The 15,671-nt window shown below is 62.8% G+C and carries 14 protein-coding genes; 4 read left to right on the top strand and 10 right to left on the bottom strand.

Annotated features, from left to right (window positions below; all coding sequences use genetic code 11):
* The 3 genes from KF708_24415 to KF708_24425 all read right to left on the bottom strand — a co-directional run.
* Positions 1–468 (bottom strand): hypothetical protein (locus tag KF708_24415; GenBank protein ID MBX3415849.1); only part of this gene is annotated, 468 nt, incomplete at its 3' end.
* 681 nt (positions 469–1,149) lie between these two features.
* On the bottom strand, positions 1,150–1,356 hold the full coding sequence (locus KF708_24420) for a hypothetical protein (protein MBX3415850.1): 207 nt from the start codon (positions 1,354–1,356) through the stop codon (positions 1,150–1,152).
* 86 nt (positions 1,357–1,442) lie between these two features.
* On the bottom strand, positions 1,443–1,832 hold the full coding sequence (locus tag KF708_24425) for a PilZ domain-containing protein (protein MBX3415851.1): 390 nt from the start codon (positions 1,830–1,832) through the stop codon (positions 1,443–1,445).
* A gap of 493 nt (positions 1,833–2,325) precedes the next feature.
* Between KF708_24425 and KF708_24430 the strand changes: the two genes are divergently transcribed.
* The 3 genes from KF708_24430 to KF708_24440 all read left to right on the top strand — a co-directional run bounded on the left by KF708_24430 (position 2,326) and on the right by KF708_24440 (position 5,344).
* Positions 2,326–3,030, top strand: coding sequence for a glycosyltransferase family 2 protein (locus KF708_24430; GenBank protein ID MBX3415852.1), 705 nt, complete (start codon positions 2,326–2,328; stop codon positions 3,028–3,030).
* On the top strand, positions 3,014–4,627 hold the full coding sequence (locus tag KF708_24435) for a hypothetical protein (GenBank protein MBX3415853.1): 1,614 nt from the start codon (positions 3,014–3,016) through the stop codon (positions 4,625–4,627). The genes KF708_24430 and KF708_24435 overlap by 17 nt, the downstream gene beginning before the upstream one ends.
* Positions 4,628–4,780: 153 nt before the next feature.
* On the top strand, positions 4,781–5,344 hold the full coding sequence (locus KF708_24440) for a hypothetical protein (GenBank protein MBX3415854.1): 564 nt from the start codon (positions 4,781–4,783) through the stop codon (positions 5,342–5,344).
* Positions 5,345–5,367: 23 nt separating this feature from the next.
* On the opposite strand, the gene KF708_24445 is transcribed toward KF708_24440, so the two are convergent.
* Together KF708_24445 and KF708_24450 are read right to left on the bottom strand one after the other, a co-directional pair.
* Positions 5,368–6,132: a hypothetical protein gene (locus tag KF708_24445; protein MBX3415855.1), complete on the bottom strand. Its 765-nt coding sequence runs from the start codon at positions 6,130–6,132 to the stop codon at positions 5,368–5,370.
* Between the two features lie 80 nt (positions 6,133–6,212).
* A complete protein-coding gene (locus KF708_24450) occupies positions 6,213–6,560 on the bottom strand; it encodes an acyl carrier protein (GenBank protein ID MBX3415856.1) in 348 nt (115 codons plus the stop codon).
* Between the two features lie 658 nt (positions 6,561–7,218).
* Between KF708_24450 and KF708_24455 the strand changes: the two genes are divergently transcribed.
* The gene (locus tag KF708_24455; GenBank protein MBX3415857.1) at positions 7,219–10,251 is read left to right on the top strand and encodes a sigma 54-interacting transcriptional regulator; all 3,033 of its coding nucleotides are present in this window, start codon (positions 7,219–7,221) and stop codon (positions 10,249–10,251) included.
* 29 nt (positions 10,252–10,280) lie between these two features.
* Here the strand turns inward: KF708_24455 and KF708_24460 are convergent, their stop codons facing one another.
* The 5 genes from KF708_24460 to KF708_24480 form a co-directional block, all read right to left on the bottom strand.
* Positions 10,281–10,883, bottom strand: coding sequence for a hypothetical protein (locus KF708_24460; protein MBX3415858.1), 603 nt, complete (start codon positions 10,881–10,883; stop codon positions 10,281–10,283).
* A gap of 65 nt (positions 10,884–10,948) precedes the next feature.
* A complete protein-coding gene (gene tadA / locus KF708_24465) occupies positions 10,949–12,688 on the bottom strand; it encodes a Flp pilus assembly complex ATPase component TadA (GenBank protein MBX3415859.1) in 1,740 nt (579 codons plus the stop codon).
* On the bottom strand, positions 12,688–13,830 hold the full coding sequence (locus KF708_24470) for a PilT/PilU family type 4a pilus ATPase (GenBank protein MBX3415860.1): 1,143 nt from the start codon (positions 13,828–13,830) through the stop codon (positions 12,688–12,690). The genes tadA and KF708_24470 overlap by 1 nt, the downstream gene beginning before the upstream one ends.
* A gap of 49 nt (positions 13,831–13,879) precedes the next feature.
* Positions 13,880–14,653 (bottom strand): imidazole glycerol phosphate synthase subunit HisF, encoded by a 774-nt coding sequence (gene hisF, locus KF708_24475; GenBank protein MBX3415861.1) that lies wholly within the window; start codon positions 14,651–14,653, stop codon positions 13,880–13,882.
* 307 nt (positions 14,654–14,960) lie between these two features.
* Positions 14,961–15,671 (bottom strand): hypothetical protein (locus KF708_24480; GenBank protein MBX3415862.1); only part of this gene is annotated, 711 nt, incomplete at its 5' end.

Here is a 15,671-nt window from a genome sequence, read left to right on the forward strand (position 1 = left end):
GACGAATCCAAGGAGTTGAAATAACGAATACGTGCCAAAAGAGGGCACCGCCAAGTGGGTCCGAGCAACGAGCCGATAACCCAGGCACCGAAGAATTCCAAGTATCGCAAACAATACCGCGGCGGGAGCGCAAAGGAGTTCTAATAGGAATGCAAGTTGGTTGCTCTCGTCAACAAAGGCACACAGTAAACAAGCTACCGGAACAGACAGGACAAGAGCTAATAGTCGTGTCACGCGACACGCCTGGCTTGCGGTGGCGTAGATCACCACGAGACTAAGCTGTCCGGCAATCATACCGTACACAACCGCGAGAACCATGTCGGCAAATGGCCCAGGCATTTCTCCGAAGGCGAGCCATGCCGCCAGGTCGGCAATGTGCCGCACTCCGCCGGCCAAGATGTCCGGGAACGGAAACCAAGTTTGGCCGGTCACTGAGCCGAGTACGACAACCGCGATGAGCGCATGCAAGGACAACGAAACTAACGCGGGGTATCGCATGCGTGTGACAACTACGGAAAGGCTGCATCCTAGTTAAAGGGACGGTTCGGCACTTGAATGAGAATCCGTCAATTTTCCGGTTTGCCTGCTTGCCAGAGAGTCGGCCAGTCGGCGCAATGCTCGCATCCAAGGCAGTATAAAGGAAGTTCACCCCCGAAACGCAACAAGGCCGCCGAGCTGGTGGAGCTCGGCGGCCTTGTGCTTGTAGTCAAACCTCTCGCCTTCTTGCGACGGTGGAGTCGCTGCGAGAAGAGTGCGAGTCGGGCAGCGCTGGGCGCTCGCCGTGGTTGACTCGGACTCACGCTTTTTGGGTTGGCACCTCCGACGGAATGGAAAGCGAGAGGCTTGTATCCTAGTGTCTGGTCGTGGCTTCCGCCGTGCTTCTTTACGGCGGAGCGACCCGATCGGTTTGCAGGATCGGGCTGGTAGTGGAATTCATCGGCAGTCGGTGGAAAAGCGCCTACCGAAAATTCTCTAAAATCTCACTGAAGCCGCCGAGCGTCGCATTACGACGGGCGGAAAGGCATCGACCGCGGCAGCCGGCGTTTTGTCCGACTGCCGCGGCCGTAAGCGACTGCAACCCGTCTCTTGTTACTCTACCTCACATCCGCCCGCCGGGCGGAGAGGCGAAAGCGAATTCACTGCGAGCCATCAGCGCGACCGGTAGTCGCGTGCCGGACGACGTTCGGCGGGGAGCTCGGCCTCGGACACGCCTCGGGCGTCGGTACTCTCGAGAAACGCCTCGAGGGCGGCCTCGAGACGGAGGGGCGTATCGTAGGTGCCGGCCGCAATGCGGCGACGGATCTCGGCCAGGCGGGCGTCACGCGGTGATTTCTGCTCGTGCGACATCGATCTCATGCTCGTTCTGTTCCGTGCGGGCCAAGACTGCCCGCGGGCTTACAGATCGAGTTTGGCTCGGCGCACCGCCGCCGTCAAACGAAAGGCTACTGGGGGTGCAATCGCGAGATGAACTGGCATCCCACGATTAACTGGCGCCGCCGTTGGAAGTAGCCCGAACTCACGCGCACAACCCGCGCGGCAATGACGACCTGTTGAAGCGGTGCATTCCCCAACCTGAGTGCGACCAACTCCGAGGCGGGCATCTCGGTGGCAAAGAAGGAGATCCCCGTTCTGGACAAATCTCGGCCGTAGACCGGCACGAATTCTTCCTGTTGGGGATAGAGCTCGCCGTCGTAGGGGGCGATCGCCAACGGCGCCGGATAGGCCGCACGAGGCGCGCAGCGCTTGTCGCTGAGTTTGCTGCGCTGACCGCCAATGAAACGCTCGAGGATCGCCCCGAGTTCCTGGCCTTGTTCGCGCTCAACCGCTTCCATCCGACTGTCTCTCGTGCGATCGAAGAGGTTCTCGCGCACTCCACACCAAACGTACCTTACACCCCGCTGGGGTGGACAGCCGCACGGCATTTTTGCGCATGTGTGCCAAGCGGACGTAAGTGCCGTGGCGAACGCCACGCTCCGCGCAGGGACAACCTATACTTGCCGCGCCCTGTTTTCTCGAGCCGGAGATTGCGCCGTGAAATCGTTGCCATCGTCAGAATCGAAAACCCGTGCGGCAGGCCCGAAATCGCGCACGACCAAGCCGGCCGCACGCGGCAAGCAACCCGGTCAGCCGGCCAAAACCAAGCGCGCGACGAGGCGGTCGCAGACGCCGCTCGACGATGCCGCCACCTTACCCAGCATCGCCCCGACGGAAGTGAAGGCACCGGCGACGGGCAGCATCTGGGTCGGCGGACTCGATGCGACCGAATTGACGCTCGTGGAAGAGATCTCGCGCGTGCTGGGGGACGACGCCTTGCGCAAGCTGGGCATGTTTCGACTGCCGGCCGGCTTCAAGCTCTCGGTCTGCATGCCCGTCTACAACGAAGCTCAGACGATTCGCGAGATCGTGGCCCGGGTGCGCAGCGTGCCGATTCCGAAAGAAATCATTCTGGTCGACGACGGCAGCACCGACGGCACGCGCGAAGTGCTCGCCGAAATGATCGGTCAGCCCGACCTGGTAATCCGCTTTCACGACGAGAATCGGGGCAAAGGCGCCGCGCTGCGGACCGCCATCGCCGAATCGACGGGGGACGTCGTGCTGATTCAGGATGCCGATCTCGAATACGATCCGCGGGAGTATCCGCAACTGGTCGAGCCGATTCTCGACGGACGGGCCGACGTCGTCTATGGGTCGCGGTTCATCGGCAGCGGCAGCCGCATTCAGTCGTTCCGTCATCGATTGATCAATGCGTCGTTGACGCTGCTGTCGAACGTGACGACCAATTTGAATCTCACCGACATGGAGACCTGCTACAAGGTGTTCCGCCGCGACGTGCTCGGAGACATCTCGATCGCGCAAGACCGCTTTGGCGTCGAGCCGGAGCTGACGGCGAAGATCGCCCGGCGACGCTGCCGCATCTACGAAGTGCCGATCAGCTACGCCCCGCGCGGCTATGCCGAAGGCAAGAAGATCGGCCTGCGCGACTTCTTCAATGCCGTCTGGTGTACGATCCGCTATGCCATCGCCGACTGACACGTTGTCGACTGAACCGATCACGGCGGAGAGCGATCCCACGACACGGTTGCGGGAACGTGCCGCCCCACGCGATGTCTTGCGACGCGGCGGAACACCGCTTTCCAGCGATGTACGTGGGGCGCTGATCGCGGGTGCTCTGGCAGTATTCACTCTCGCGCTGTTGCAACTCTCTCGCCTGACGTTCGTCGACCCCGACGTCTGGCACGAGATGGCCCTGGCCCGCCAGGCCCTGCAACTGGGGGCGATACCGCTGGCGGATTCCTTCGCCTATACCCCCACGGTCTACCCGATCGTGCATCACGAGTGGGGGACCGGCTTTGTCCTGTACGGCGCGACGGCCCTGGCAGGAGGCGCCGGGCTCATGGCACTGAAATACGCGTTGATCGCGGTGACCGCCTGTTTCTGCGTCACGACCGCGCGGCAGCGTCAGGCAAGCTGGACGACGATCGTCTCGCTCGCGCCGTTGGCCGTTTTGCTACTGGCGATTGGCATGACGACCGTCCGCGCGCAGCTCTTCACGCTCGCGGCCCTGGCGATCCAGCTTTCTTTGCTCGAGCAAGACCGGCGCGGAGCACGCCGTTGGATGCTTGGCTGGCTGCCCCTGTATGTGGTGTGGCTGAACCTGCATGCCGGCTTCATCGTCGGCGCGGCCTTGTTCACCTGTTACGTACTCGAACAAGCGTGGCGCCGGCAGCCGGTGCTGCACCTGGTGGCCTGCCTGGGGGCGATGGCGCTGCTCATCGTCGTGAATCCCTACGGCGCCTACTATTACCCCTACTTGCTGCACGGCATCCTGCTCGATCGACCGTTGATTAGCGAATGGGCTCCGCTGTGGCAAACCGGCGGCTCGACGTTCGCCTTGTTCCTCGTTTCGCTGGCGCTGGTGCTCTACACCGCGTGCGTGGCCGGCCCGCGTCGTCTCGTGGGTTTGCTGCTCGTGGCCGTGGCGGCGTACGCGGCATTGCGGCACACGCGGCACGTGTCGCTGTACGCGGTCGTGTGGTTTGCCTACGCGCCGTCGTTCGTTGACGCCACATCGCTCGGCGCGACGCTGGCCACCCTCTGGCAACGCCGCGCCAAGTCGATGGCGCTGGGGGGCGCGTTGATGGCCGGCGTGTGCGGTACGCAGGCCCTGGCTGGCCGTCCTTGGGAGGCCACGCTCCCCGCCGACCATGCCGCGCTGGTGGCAGGTCAGCCGGTGTATCCCCTTGGCGCGGTCGACTATCTCGCGGCACAGCGTTTTCACGGCCACGTCATGGTCCCCTTTGTCGAAGGGGGCTACGTGATGTGGAAGCTGGGCCCCGAGACGAAGGTCAGCCTCGACGGTCGCTACGAGGTGAGCTACCAGCCGGGCGTGCTGGAAGAAAACGTCGCCTTCTACCGCGCGCAGCCTGGCTGGCGCAAAACGCTCGCGAAATACTCTACCGACATTGTGCTTGTGCCGCGGCATTCCCCGCTGGCCGCCGCCATGCCCGAGGCGACAGGGTGGCATCGCGTCTATCGCGACGAGATCTACGAACTCTATGCGCGGCCGGGCCTGCCACTCACCCCGATCGACAGGCGGGGCGAATCGTTCACCGGCGCGATTCCGTAAGCGTTTTCTCCGTTGCGGTAACAAACGCTTTTGCTTCTCGCTTGGCAGGGTAAGGCCGGATGAACCGGCCCCGCGCATCGCCGGCGCCTTCCGCAATCGTCTTTCCCGATCGCGGGCCCTCCTCCCCCCTCTTTAGCGCGAAGGAATCGAACGATGCCCGCAATCTTTACCCAACTGTGCCGCTTGTCGATCTCTCTTCTGCTTGGCACCCTCGCGACCAGCGTCGGCGCCACGGATCTCCCCACCGGTCAGATCGACGATACCAGACCCGATCTGAGGGTCGTCGAAGTGCGTCTGGTCGACGCGGGGAATGCGGCGCAAAACCTTGGCCCCTGCTACCGGATCACCGTCCGCAACGACTCGACGGTGGCGGCCAGCGGGTTCGATGTTTCGCTGGTGGCGGGCATCGATTTCGAGAATGCCGAGGAAATCGCCGCGGAGAGTGGGCGGCTCGAACAACTCGCCGGCGGTGAAACCCGATCCATCGATGTGCGACTGCCGGCCGAGGTGTTTCACCTGCGTCGCGGGGCTCCTTCGGACGAAGGCGCCTACCGATTGCTCCTGGTGGTGGTCGATGCAGGGAACGAAATCGAGGACTCCCACGTCCATAACAACAGAACGGCCCTCGACCGTGCCGAAGTTCGCCCGGTCGATTGGCAGTTGATCAGTCAGGCCCGTGGTGCGGTCTCTGGCGAGGCGGGGCAGAGCGGGTCGTAGGGCGGCCCTCGATAGAAGGCCTGCTAACCGGCGGGAAGCTGCGTTTCGTCTTCGCTTTTCGAGCCGGGATAAACGTCTCCGAACACGCGGTGGACTCTCCAGCCGGCCCGCTCCGATCGATGCGATTCCCGCACATCGATCAAACGCACGAAGAACGTGCGTCGCGTCCCGCGGTCGTCGTACGTCACGGCGTACAGCAAGGCTGCCGCAGCGGCATCGCCGTTCGTATATAGCGATTCGACTTCGTACAGCCGAGCCGTGGCCTGCGGCCCCAGGGCCAACAGCGTGTGGACGGCCGGCTCCGCCACAAAGGCGCGCACGCCTTCCTTACGCGCTGGATCGGCACGGTACGAATCGTACATCGTCTCGTCGGGAGGCATGCGAATGTTCTTCGCCACCGTGAGCTGATGCGCTTCGATTGCCCGGCCATCGAGCAGCATCCGCATGAACTGATCGCCAAAGCGGATCGCTTCTGTCTCCATCTGGTAACGCCAGAGGAAGATCCGGGTGGGCGTGGCGATGGCGAAGACCAAGGCGAACCAGATACCGGCGAGCGCCGCCCAACGCCCCGTATAGGCCGGCCAGTAGTAGCTGATCTGGCGCAGGGCCACTGCCCCACTCACCAGCGTCAGCACGGGCAAGATTGCCAGGATGGGATGGACCAGCACCAGCGCCGAGGCCAACCCCAGGATCAACGTGAGGACCGCCCAATGGTTGATGGCGCGGTATCCCTCGGCTTCGCCAGTCAGCTCAGCGACTTCCGAGACTTCGAGCGAATCACCAGACATGCGCCACCGGCCGGCAAACCGGCACCCCTGTTGTCGAAAAGCCAGGATGGCGCGACGCTACCGCATTGCAACCTGGGTTGTCAACGTGCCGAGGCCGGAACTCGCCGGGTCTGCGTTTGGATGTAGCGCACGGCATCTGCCAGGGTGCGCATCTGCTTGAGGGCCTCTTCGTCGGGCACTTGGACATCGAAGTAAGCTTCAACCTCCATGACCAGCTCGACCAGATCGAGCGAATCGGCCCCCAGCTCATGCTCGAGATCGGCCTCGAGCGTGATGGCCGCAGCCGGCACTTCCAGCAGCTCCGACAGTTGCTGGCGGCACCAGACGAGCAGTTCCTGGCACCCGGCGCAAGCGGAACCTTCGGTCGCCGAGGAACCTTCACCGCCACAAATGGAACAGCGTTCTGCACGGAGATCGGAATCAAGCATCGTAAAGACCCTCCTGGTCGAACAGGATCGGACGTCATTCCGACCCCTGCTCGGTCAATCAAGCGACCGTAACCAAGAAATAAAAAAAGTCACAGACGGATCGTGGTCGAGTTGTGCGCGAGGCAGCCGAGGGCAAGCGACCGTAACCAAGAAAAAAAAGCGTCACAGACGGCAAAAGTTCAGGAGCGGACGACCATCGGAACGGGGGCCGGCAATGTGGGTCTATCGCCAACGCCGCATTCGTATCGAATAGGCGACGGTGCTCCCTCACTCTCGCCGTCTGTGACAGGCTGGGTAGTCTAGGGCGGGACAGTTCCGAACGTCGACGCGCTGAAGCAAGCCACCGCAGCGCCGAGAATCCGAATCTGCTCCCTGCTTTATATGCAAAGACTGGGCCAACTGACTAAAGCTCGCCAGTTTTTATCGCAATACGTTGCCAAAAAGCACCGCCGCAGATCTATAAGAGACACAAACCACCTGATACAAATCAGTTGCGGAAATCGAACACTGATGCCTCCGCATTCGACACAGCTTTGGAATGATATGCGGCCGCTTGCATTCAAGCCAGAAATTGGTAGGAATAACGGCGCTGGCAGGACAAAACGTCGATATTTCGGCGCCGAAGGATCGATTCAGCGCCCCTACCGTGACCCGAATCATGCGATTTCGACGCCGACACGTTCTGTACTTTGCCACGGCCTTTGCCGTGCTCTATTCGCTGGGCGTACTCTACCGCGTCCAGACCAGCTACGACGTTGGCGTTCAGTGCTTGATTGCGAACGACTCTGAACTGGGCCCAAAGGTCCGCCGGGTCGAGCTCAGCGGCGCCGATTATGTGGGCGAGCAGCCCCGGGCAGATGATTTGCTTGTTGGCCTGGCAGATCAGCCAGTTCCGACCTTCCTCCACTTCCGACGCATGTTGAGTGGATTACGACGGACGCTGGGGGACGAGTGGGAAGTAGGTGGTTTACCAAGTCTGGCAGCCTTGGAAAGTGCGGCTGCGTCAGCGGTTGAACCCGTTGTCGAGATCGATGGCAGCCCCTGGGTGCGGGCCGAGTTCGAGCGGCCAGGCTCAGACACCACTTCACCTTCCAGTCGCTTCACGACCTGGCTGCGGCTGGTTCCGGTGCCGGGGCACACGCTGGGACTCTCGCTGGCGTGGTTTCTGCTCCAGATGATGCTGTTCGGACTGGGAGGCCTCGTCTTCTGGCGTCGTCCCGGCGACGCCTCGGCCACGATCTTCTTCGCTCTGTGCGTGGTAAGTGTCGTGGCTTTTATGGGCGGGCTGCACTGGACGAGCTTGATCGGCGCGCGGTGGCTGCTCTATCCGTTCGCCGGCAGTGCGCTGTTGCTGGCGCCGCTCACGCTGCATTTCTACCTGTTGTTCCCACGTCCGGCCCGCGCCCTACGATTGCATCCGCGTTGGACGTTGGCGGCGGTGTACACCGTGCCCTCGCTCGTCGCGGGCGTACTGCTCGGTTCGCTGATCTACACGGGCGTGGGCTACGACGTCGGCCTGCCAGTCGCCGACGTTCAAGCGGCCTTGTACTGGTTATCGGTGGCGATCTACTTTTCCGTGGTGCTGTCGATCGGCATTTTCCTGCTCGGCCACGCGGTGCTCGTGCGCAGTTATCTGCGCTGCCGCACGACCGCCGAACGGCGCCAGGTGCAGTGGATTCTCTCGGCCGCGGCGATCGCCGTGCTGCCGCTCGGCGTGTTGCTCTACATGCTGCTCGTGGACCGGGCGCAATTCGCCTACGGGCAGACGAGCCGCACGCTGATCTATCTGACGAGCCTGCTGTTTGCGGCGGCGTACGCCGTCAGCGTCACGCGGCACAAGCTGCTGTATGCCGGTCGGTTGCTGAATCGGGGGCTGCTCTATGTGACGATCAGCCTCGCCGCGACCGCCCTGTTCTGCCTGATGGTGGGCATCGCCACGGCGCTCGTGGGCAAGTATTACTTTCGCTGGGAAAATGCCCTCGCCGTGGGGCTGACGGCCATGCTGGTGGCGGTCGTGTTGGGGTTGATTCGCGATCGATTCCAACGCGCGCTCGATCGGCGTTTTCTGCGGGACAAGTACCAGCTCGACGGCGCCATGCGGCGCATGAGCCGTGCGGTCGATCGTCTCGTCGAGCCGCATCAACTGGCCGCGCAAATGCTGCAGTCGGCGCTCGAGGCGGTGGGTTGCGAGCGCGGCGCCGTCTACCTGCGTGGCAGCGGCGGCAAGTCGTTCGCCCTGGCGGCTCAGATCGGGGCCAGCCATTCGGCCGAGGAACTGCCCGCCGATAGTCCGCTGGCGACCGAGCTGCGCTATCGCGGCATGCTGAGCAGTCGCCTGGGGCTGGCCGTGCTTCCGTCCCCCGGTCAGCAGCAGTTGCGCGACCTGGATGGCGAACTGGCCTTCGTGCTCGAGCAGGATGGCACGGTGATTGGCGTGACGATTCTCGGCACGAAGGAAGATGGCGGCCCGTACACGCCAGAAGATCGCACCTTCCTGACGGCGCTCGCGCGCACGACGACGCTCGCGCTGCGCAGTGCCGAAGGACACCGCACGATCGAGGCGCTGCGCGAGCGCATGCAGGCCAAGCTCACGCAGATCGCCGAGCAGCAGCAGCGCATCTCGTTCCTGCAGGGAGAACTGCTGAGCCGCGCGCGGCACTCCGGTCGCCCGGCGAGTTTGGATGACACGACCGGGGGTGCTGCCCAGGAAGATCACGGCATTCGCGGCACCAGCCCCGTCGTGCGAGACATGCTGGCACAGGTGGCCAAGATCGCCCAGAGCCCGGCTAGCGTGTTGATCCGCGGCGAGAGTGGGACGGGCAAGGAATTGCTCGCGCGGGCGATTCATCAGGGAAGCCCGCGAGCCGCGGGGCCCTTCGTGGCCGTGCATTGTGCGGCACTCAGCTCGAGCCTGCTCGAAAGCGAGCTCTTCGGTCACGAGAAGGGGGCTTTCACCGGCGCCGATCGCCAGCGTCGCGGACGCTTCGAGATGGCCCATCGCGGCACGCTGTTTCTCGACGAGATCGGCGACGTCAATCTCGACACGCAAACCCGGCTGCTGCGCGTGCTGCAGGAACGCAGCTTCGAACGTGTGGGGGGGATGGAAACGATCACCACCGATGTGCGTTTGATCGCCGCGACGCATCAGGATCTCGAACAGTTGATCGCGCGTGGCCGCTTCCGCGAGGACTTGTACTACCGGCTGAACGTCATCAGTCTGCGCAGCCCCCCCTTGCGCGAACGGCGCGAAGACATCTTCGAACTGTCACTCCACTTTCTGCGCATCTATGCCGAGCGCGCCGGCAAGCACCTGGTGCGGTTCGACGAGGACGCCCTGGCGTTGCTGGCCGACTTCCCTTGGCCGGGCAATATTCGCCAGCTCGAAAATGCCATCGAGCGCGCCGTCGTGCTGGCCGAGGGAGAATCGATCACGCGCGACGACCTGCCCCCCGAATTGCTTCACCCGGTGGAAGTGCGCGAAGGACGCCGCCCGACGCGCCGGCAGCCGCAGTATGCGGCCCCCCGGCCGCTGCGCAGCGAGCGCCTGATCGATGAAGTCTTCGAACTCGAGCGCGCCCGCATTCTCGAGGCGCTCAACGCCTGCGACGGCAACAAGGCGCGGGCGGCCGAACGGCTGGGGATTCCTCGCAGCACGCTGTTCAGCAAGCTGCGCAAGTATGGGCTGACTTGACCCGCGTGGGGAACTGCCGCGTCTGTTGCTTACTGCGGCGCCGTGGGCTTCTCGAATTCTTCGCGCCGAGAGGCGTACTTGAGCATGAAATCCCCCTTCGGATCGAAGTAAATATCGGGCCGGTCCGTATCGGATCGCATGCGCGAGAACTGCCCCAGCGACATCTTCTGCGTGAAGGCCAGCCACTGCCGATCGGGGGCCAGGTTGAACAAGGCTCGATCTTCGGGACGGAAGGAGAGAAAGTTTCTCGACAGCGGCGCCGTATGCATCGTGGCCAGCGCAAAACAAACGGTGACCCAACCGATCCAAATGGCAAAAAAGACGCTGCCCGCCACGTCGACCGGCTTGAAGAAACGCACGCGGACGCGCGAGGCGAAATCGGTCGCCGTGCGCATGACGCCAAACGACACGCCGAAGATGCCCCACAGAGCGACGATATCCCAGTAGTACGAGCCGCCGGGAGCCTGCTTGTCCAGAAAGCTGGCCAGCGGTTCGAAGAAGTTCATGGCCAGCAGCGCAGCCGTCACCAGGTTGAAGAGCGTGAGGGCGTTGCTCCAGAGGCCTTCATTGAAGGTCGACGCGAAGACGCCAATGAAGAGCGCGAACAGCAATACCAGTAGGACAATGTACATGCTTATGGGTACTCCTCGCCGCGAGAGAATCTGGCGTGGCCGATCCTCGCGCGTCGCGTTGCCAGCTATTCCTTGAGTGCGCGCATCAATTCTTGTAACGACGTCACCCCTTTAACGACCAGCAGGATGCCATCTTCTTGCAGGGTGCGCATGCCCGCCTTGCGCGCCGCCACCCGCAGCGCGTCGAGCCGGGGCGTGGTGGCCAACGTCTGGCGCACGCCATCGTCGACGTTCAAGACCTCGAAGATCGCCGTCCGGCCGTAATAACCGATGCCGCCGCAATCGGGGCACACTTCCTCGGGCGTCTGGGGGGGACGGTAGAAGGCCTCGATCTTGCCCACGGGCAAGCGCAGTTGCTGCAAGACCTGCGGCGGCGGAGCGTAGGCCTCCTTGCACGTGTCGCACAGCTTGCGAATGAGGCGGCCGTTGACGACGCCGCTGACCGCGCCGATGAATTTCGCCGCGTTCGGCTTCATCGCCAGGATGCGCAACAACGCCTCGGCCGAATCCTTGGCCTTCACGCCGGTGATGATCAGCCGATTGCTCTCGAGCTGTTCGACCAGCAGGTTGATCGTCTCTGGATTGACCAGGTCGCGAACGATGATCACGTCGGGATACTGGCGAACCAGGCGCGGCAGCACGGTGTCGGGCGTTTCGCCCTCGGCCGCGTTGTAGGTCGTGACCGCGACGTTCTCGATCGTGCGTTCGGGTTGGGTCACCTCTTCGACCGCGACCCAACCGCGGGTAAAGCGATCGGACGAGTTCAAGGCCGCGTTCATCAGTGCGGTGAGCCCACCACGTGGCGGGGCGGAGAAGATGACAAACCCCTGCTGCGCCTTGAGCAGCTCGCCCACCTGTTCTTGCAGCTTGTCGCGCATGCCGGTGTCGGACAACTTCTTGATGCGTTGGCTGCCATCGTCGAAGCGGATCAACACGCGTTCGCCGGTCTGCGTTCCCTGGCTGAGGAAGTGCGCCGTGTATTTCACGTTGGCCCATTTCGCGCCGAAGGTGCCCTGCTGGCGGGCGCGCCGCTCGGCCGCGTTGAGCGAGGCGATCGTCTTCATGACGGCCAGCGCCGCGTCGGCTTCTTCGCGATTGCGGGCTTCGCCGTTGTGCCACACGCCGTCGATCTCGTAGCGCACGGCGGCGGCCTGCGCCGTGTAGTCGAGCATGAGCGACTCGCAGCGTCTGGTGAGGGCCTCGGCCAGGATCTCGCGCGCCGGCAAAAAGCCTTCGCTCTGCCGTGCCAAGAGCAGGTGGGCGGTGTTCTCGCGCTCGTCGGCCCCCCCCTGCCCCGTCAACTCGATGGGCGGACCGAGGTCTTTCCCCGCCTTGCGTTCGGCGTCGAGCTTGAAGCCGAGCGAGTTCAAACGCGTGAAGAGCACGAAGCGCAGGTGATCGCCCGTCATCACCTGCTCGTGCGGGGGGACGATGTTGTTGCGGTACAAGATGTACCAGCCGACCGGAATGCCGTAGGCCAGCAGCATCAGCGGAAATCCGACCCAAAAGAACGGAATCGTCCATAGCAGGATGAAGCTGGCGACGAACGGAAAGAAGACGATCGCGTTCCAGCGGTGATCCTTGAAGCGATGGATCTGCGCGTCGCGATTGATCCAATCGGCCGTGGCCACCCAGATGAGAAACAGGAGCCAGCAGACGATGAGCTTGAGCCAGCTCATGTAGAAGCCTGGCCCGCGCTCGAAGCCCGGAGAATCGGGCCACTTGGGGGTCTGCGCCAGCAGGACCTCGACCCGGAACGCCGAGACCGCCAGCCCCCCCACCACCGCTACAACGAATTGCCGCATTACAGAATCCCGGCCTGCGCCACGCTGATCCCTTTGAGCGCCATCTTCAGCGCTTCCACATTCGGCGCGACTTCGAAGGCCGTCGCGCGGTCGATCAGCTCGGCGTCCACGAGACCCTTCAAGCTCATCGTAAAGTCTTGCATTCCTTCGAGCGCGCACATGCGGATGGCGTCGGGGAGCTTTTCGTCGTGCTCTTCGAGCACCAGCTTGCGCACCGTGGGATTGAACGTCATGATCTCGACCGTGGGGACGCGCCCCACACCCGGCTTGATCGAGGGCAACAGCTTCTGTGCCACGATGCCGCGCATGTTGAAGGCGATGGCGCTGCGCAGCGCGGTGTGCATGTCCTGCGGAAAGAGATCGAGAATACGGCCGATCGTCGTCGGGGCGCTCGAGGCGTGGATCGTGCCGAACACCAAGTGCCCCGTCTCGGCAGCGTGGATGGCCGTGAGGAACGTTTCCTTATCGCGCATTTCGCCCACGAGCATCACGTCGGGATCTTCGCGGACGGCGTGCTTCATGCCGATCTCGAAGTTCTTCACGTCCATGCCGATCTCGCGCTGATTGATCAGGCACTTGTCTTCGGTGAAGACGACTTCGACCGGGTCCTCGAGCGTGAGGATGTGCTTGCGATAGTTGTGATTGATCCAGTTGAGCATCGAGGCGATGGTAGTCGTCTTGCCCGAGCCCGTCACCCCGGCCAGCAGCACCATGCCCTGATCGAACTTGCACAGTTCTTCCATGATCGGCGGCAGGTTCAGCCCGGCGAAGTCGGGAATCCAGTTGTTCACGCGCCGCGCGACCAGCCCCACGTGCCCCATCTGCTGCAGCAGGTTCACGCGGAATCGCCACGTCGTGCCGTCGACGTCGACCGTGTGGGCAAAGTCGGCGCCGCCGGTCTCGTCGAAGATCTTGCGATTCCGCTCGTCCATCATCGGAAAGCAGAGGCGGACCATCTCTTCGTCGTCGATCGGGCCGCGATTCAGCGGGCGCAACGAGCCGTTGATGCGGCAATACGGGGGCTTGCCGACCTTGAGGTGGAGATCGCTCCCCTTCAGCTTGACCTGGGTACGAAAGAGCTTGTCGATTTCCAGCTCGCGCTTGCCACGCCCGGTAAAGCGTTCGTCTAACGTCGATGCCATGCGATGTCGCTCTCCTCAGTCGCCCTGCTCGTGCTTATGATGGACCGCGTCAGGCACTCCGCCGTACCGGAATGCCGCGCTCGTGCAGGATGCGTTTCGTCTCTTGGATCGTGTACTCGCCGTAGTGGAAGATGCTGGCCGCCAGCGCCGCGTCGGCATGGCCGATCTGGATGGCATCGGCCAGATGCTCGGGCTTGCCCGCCCCGCCGCTGGCGACGACCGGAATCGAAACCGCCTTGCTCACGGCGGCGGTGATCTCCAGGTCGTAACCGTTCTTCGTGCCGTCGGCGTCCATCGACGTGAGCACGATTTCGCCCGCGCCCAGGCGCTCGACTTCCTGCGCCCAGGGGACGGCTTCGAGCCCCGTCGGCACGCGGCCGCCGTTGATGTGAACTTCCCACACTTCGCGGCCGTCGCGCATCACGCGGCGTGGGTCGATATTGACCACGATGCACTGGCTGCCAAAGCGGCGGGCCGCCTGGCGGACGAACTCGGGATCGCGCGGGGCGGCCGAGTTGATCGAGACCTTGTCGCTGCCGGCGTTCAGCAGTTCGCGAATATCGTCGAGCGTGCGGATGCCGCCGCCGACGCAGAGAGGCATGAAGATCACCTCGGCCGTGCGGCGCACGACGTCGAGCATGATGGCGCGACCTTCGTGGCTGGCGCAGATGTCGAGAAAGACGAGCTCGTCGGCCCCCTCGGCCTCGTAGCGCGCGGCCACCTCGACCGGATCGCCGGCGTCGCGCAGATGGACGAAATTGGTCCCTTTGACGACGCGACCGCGGTCGACGTCGAGGCAGGGAATGACCCGCTTGGCAAGCATTTGCCTAACCGCCGAGTGCCAATAGAGTTCTGTTCCAGGTGGGAGCCTGCCGGTGGAGCCTAAACCGCGCGACAGGCAAACTCTCACTCTAAACGTGGGACCGGCGCCGGTCAACCGGCGGCGGGTGGCCGTAACAGAGGGGCTGGGAAGGGGTTCGGGCGAGGATAGATGGCTTATATGTGGACAGCGGTCCCCAGATATATCGACGAGCCGTTGCGATCCGCGCGCCCATCATCGCCTCGCAGTATCCACGCTCAAATCTTACTTGTAGCACGAGGGGCACGTGATCGAATGCTGAGTTGTTGTCTCATGTCTCGTCGACCGCATCATCGGGAATTGGATCGCTAGCATCATCTGGGGCTACTGGATGTCTATCAACTAGCAACTGATCCTTACCGACTTTGATTACGATTGCTCGTTCAGTCCACGAGGCGGTTATGTCCGCGAGACCATGGCGACTTTCTGCGAGAACGTCCTGAAGTGGACGCCGAACGTACTTGTCCAAGAAAATAGACATCGTGGGACCTGCAACGTCGTCGAGGTGCTTCCAGGCCGCATCACCGATATACACTTCGCCTTTTTGATGGCGAAATGCCGCCGCAAGTGCCGTCAGTTTTGGATTAGGTGTACTATCGATGCATACCAGGACCGGCGTGAATCGGCTAGTTCGGCAATCTCTAGGAAAGTCCAACTCTTCCTGCCAACGTCCCTGCCCCGATGCCGCGATCGTTACACGGATCTTAAACTCGTATGCTCGCTTATCGAGAATACAATCGACTTGCCGTCCCTTCGCGCGATTCGAGAATCTCTTGACCGGACTTTTACTTGCCGGCGCAGGCGTTCCACCAATGGCGGATGCAATGATCGGTTCAAATAGGTAGCCGGTCTCTTGTCCCGCACGATTGTCGATATCGTAAAACCATTTTCTCCAGAAAAGCAACGAAGCAAGTCCGTTGCCACTCAGTTTGCCGTATTGGAGAAGGCTGCGCGGACCAACCTGCTCTACGGTTGGTATTGG

The organism is Pirellulales bacterium, assembly GCA_019636335.1.
In the GTDB taxonomy this organism is placed as follows: domain Bacteria; phylum Planctomycetota; class Planctomycetia; order Pirellulales; family JAEUIK01; genus JAHBXR01.

Coding starts and splice junctions, on each gene's coding strand:
- KF708_24420 (MBX3415850.1), bottom strand. CDS start 1,356: ATGAGATCGATGTCGCACGAGCAGAAATCACCGCGTGACGCCCGCCTG.
- KF708_24425 (MBX3415851.1), bottom strand. CDS start 1,832: ATGGAAGCGGTTGAGCGCGAACAAGGCCAGGAACTCGGGGCGATCCTC.
- KF708_24430 (MBX3415852.1), top strand. CDS start 2,326: ATGTTTCGACTGCCGGCCGGCTTCAAGCTCTCGGTCTGCATGCCCGTC.
- KF708_24435 (MBX3415853.1), top strand. CDS start 3,014: ATGCCATCGCCGACTGACACGTTGTCGACTGAACCGATCACGGCGGAG.
- KF708_24440 (MBX3415854.1), top strand. CDS start 4,781: ATGCCCGCAATCTTTACCCAACTGTGCCGCTTGTCGATCTCTCTTCTG.
- KF708_24445 (MBX3415855.1), bottom strand. CDS start 6,132: ATGTCTGGTGATTCGCTCGAAGTCTCGGAAGTCGCTGAGCTGACTGGC.
- KF708_24450 (MBX3415856.1), bottom strand. CDS start 6,560: ATGCTTGATTCCGATCTCCGTGCAGAACGCTGTTCCATTTGTGGCGGT.
- KF708_24455 (MBX3415857.1), top strand. CDS start 7,219: ATGCGATTTCGACGCCGACACGTTCTGTACTTTGCCACGGCCTTTGCC.
- KF708_24460 (MBX3415858.1), bottom strand. CDS start 10,883: ATGTACATTGTCCTACTGGTATTGCTGTTCGCGCTCTTCATTGGCGTC.
- tadA (MBX3415859.1), bottom strand. CDS start 12,688: ATGCGGCAATTCGTTGTAGCGGTGGTGGGGGGGCTGGCGGTCTCGGCG.
- KF708_24470 (MBX3415860.1), bottom strand. CDS start 13,830: ATGGCATCGACGTTAGACGAACGCTTTACCGGGCGTGGCAAGCGCGAG.
- hisF (MBX3415861.1), bottom strand. CDS start 14,653: ATGCTTGCCAAGCGGGTCATTCCCTGCCTCGACGTCGACCGCGGTCGC.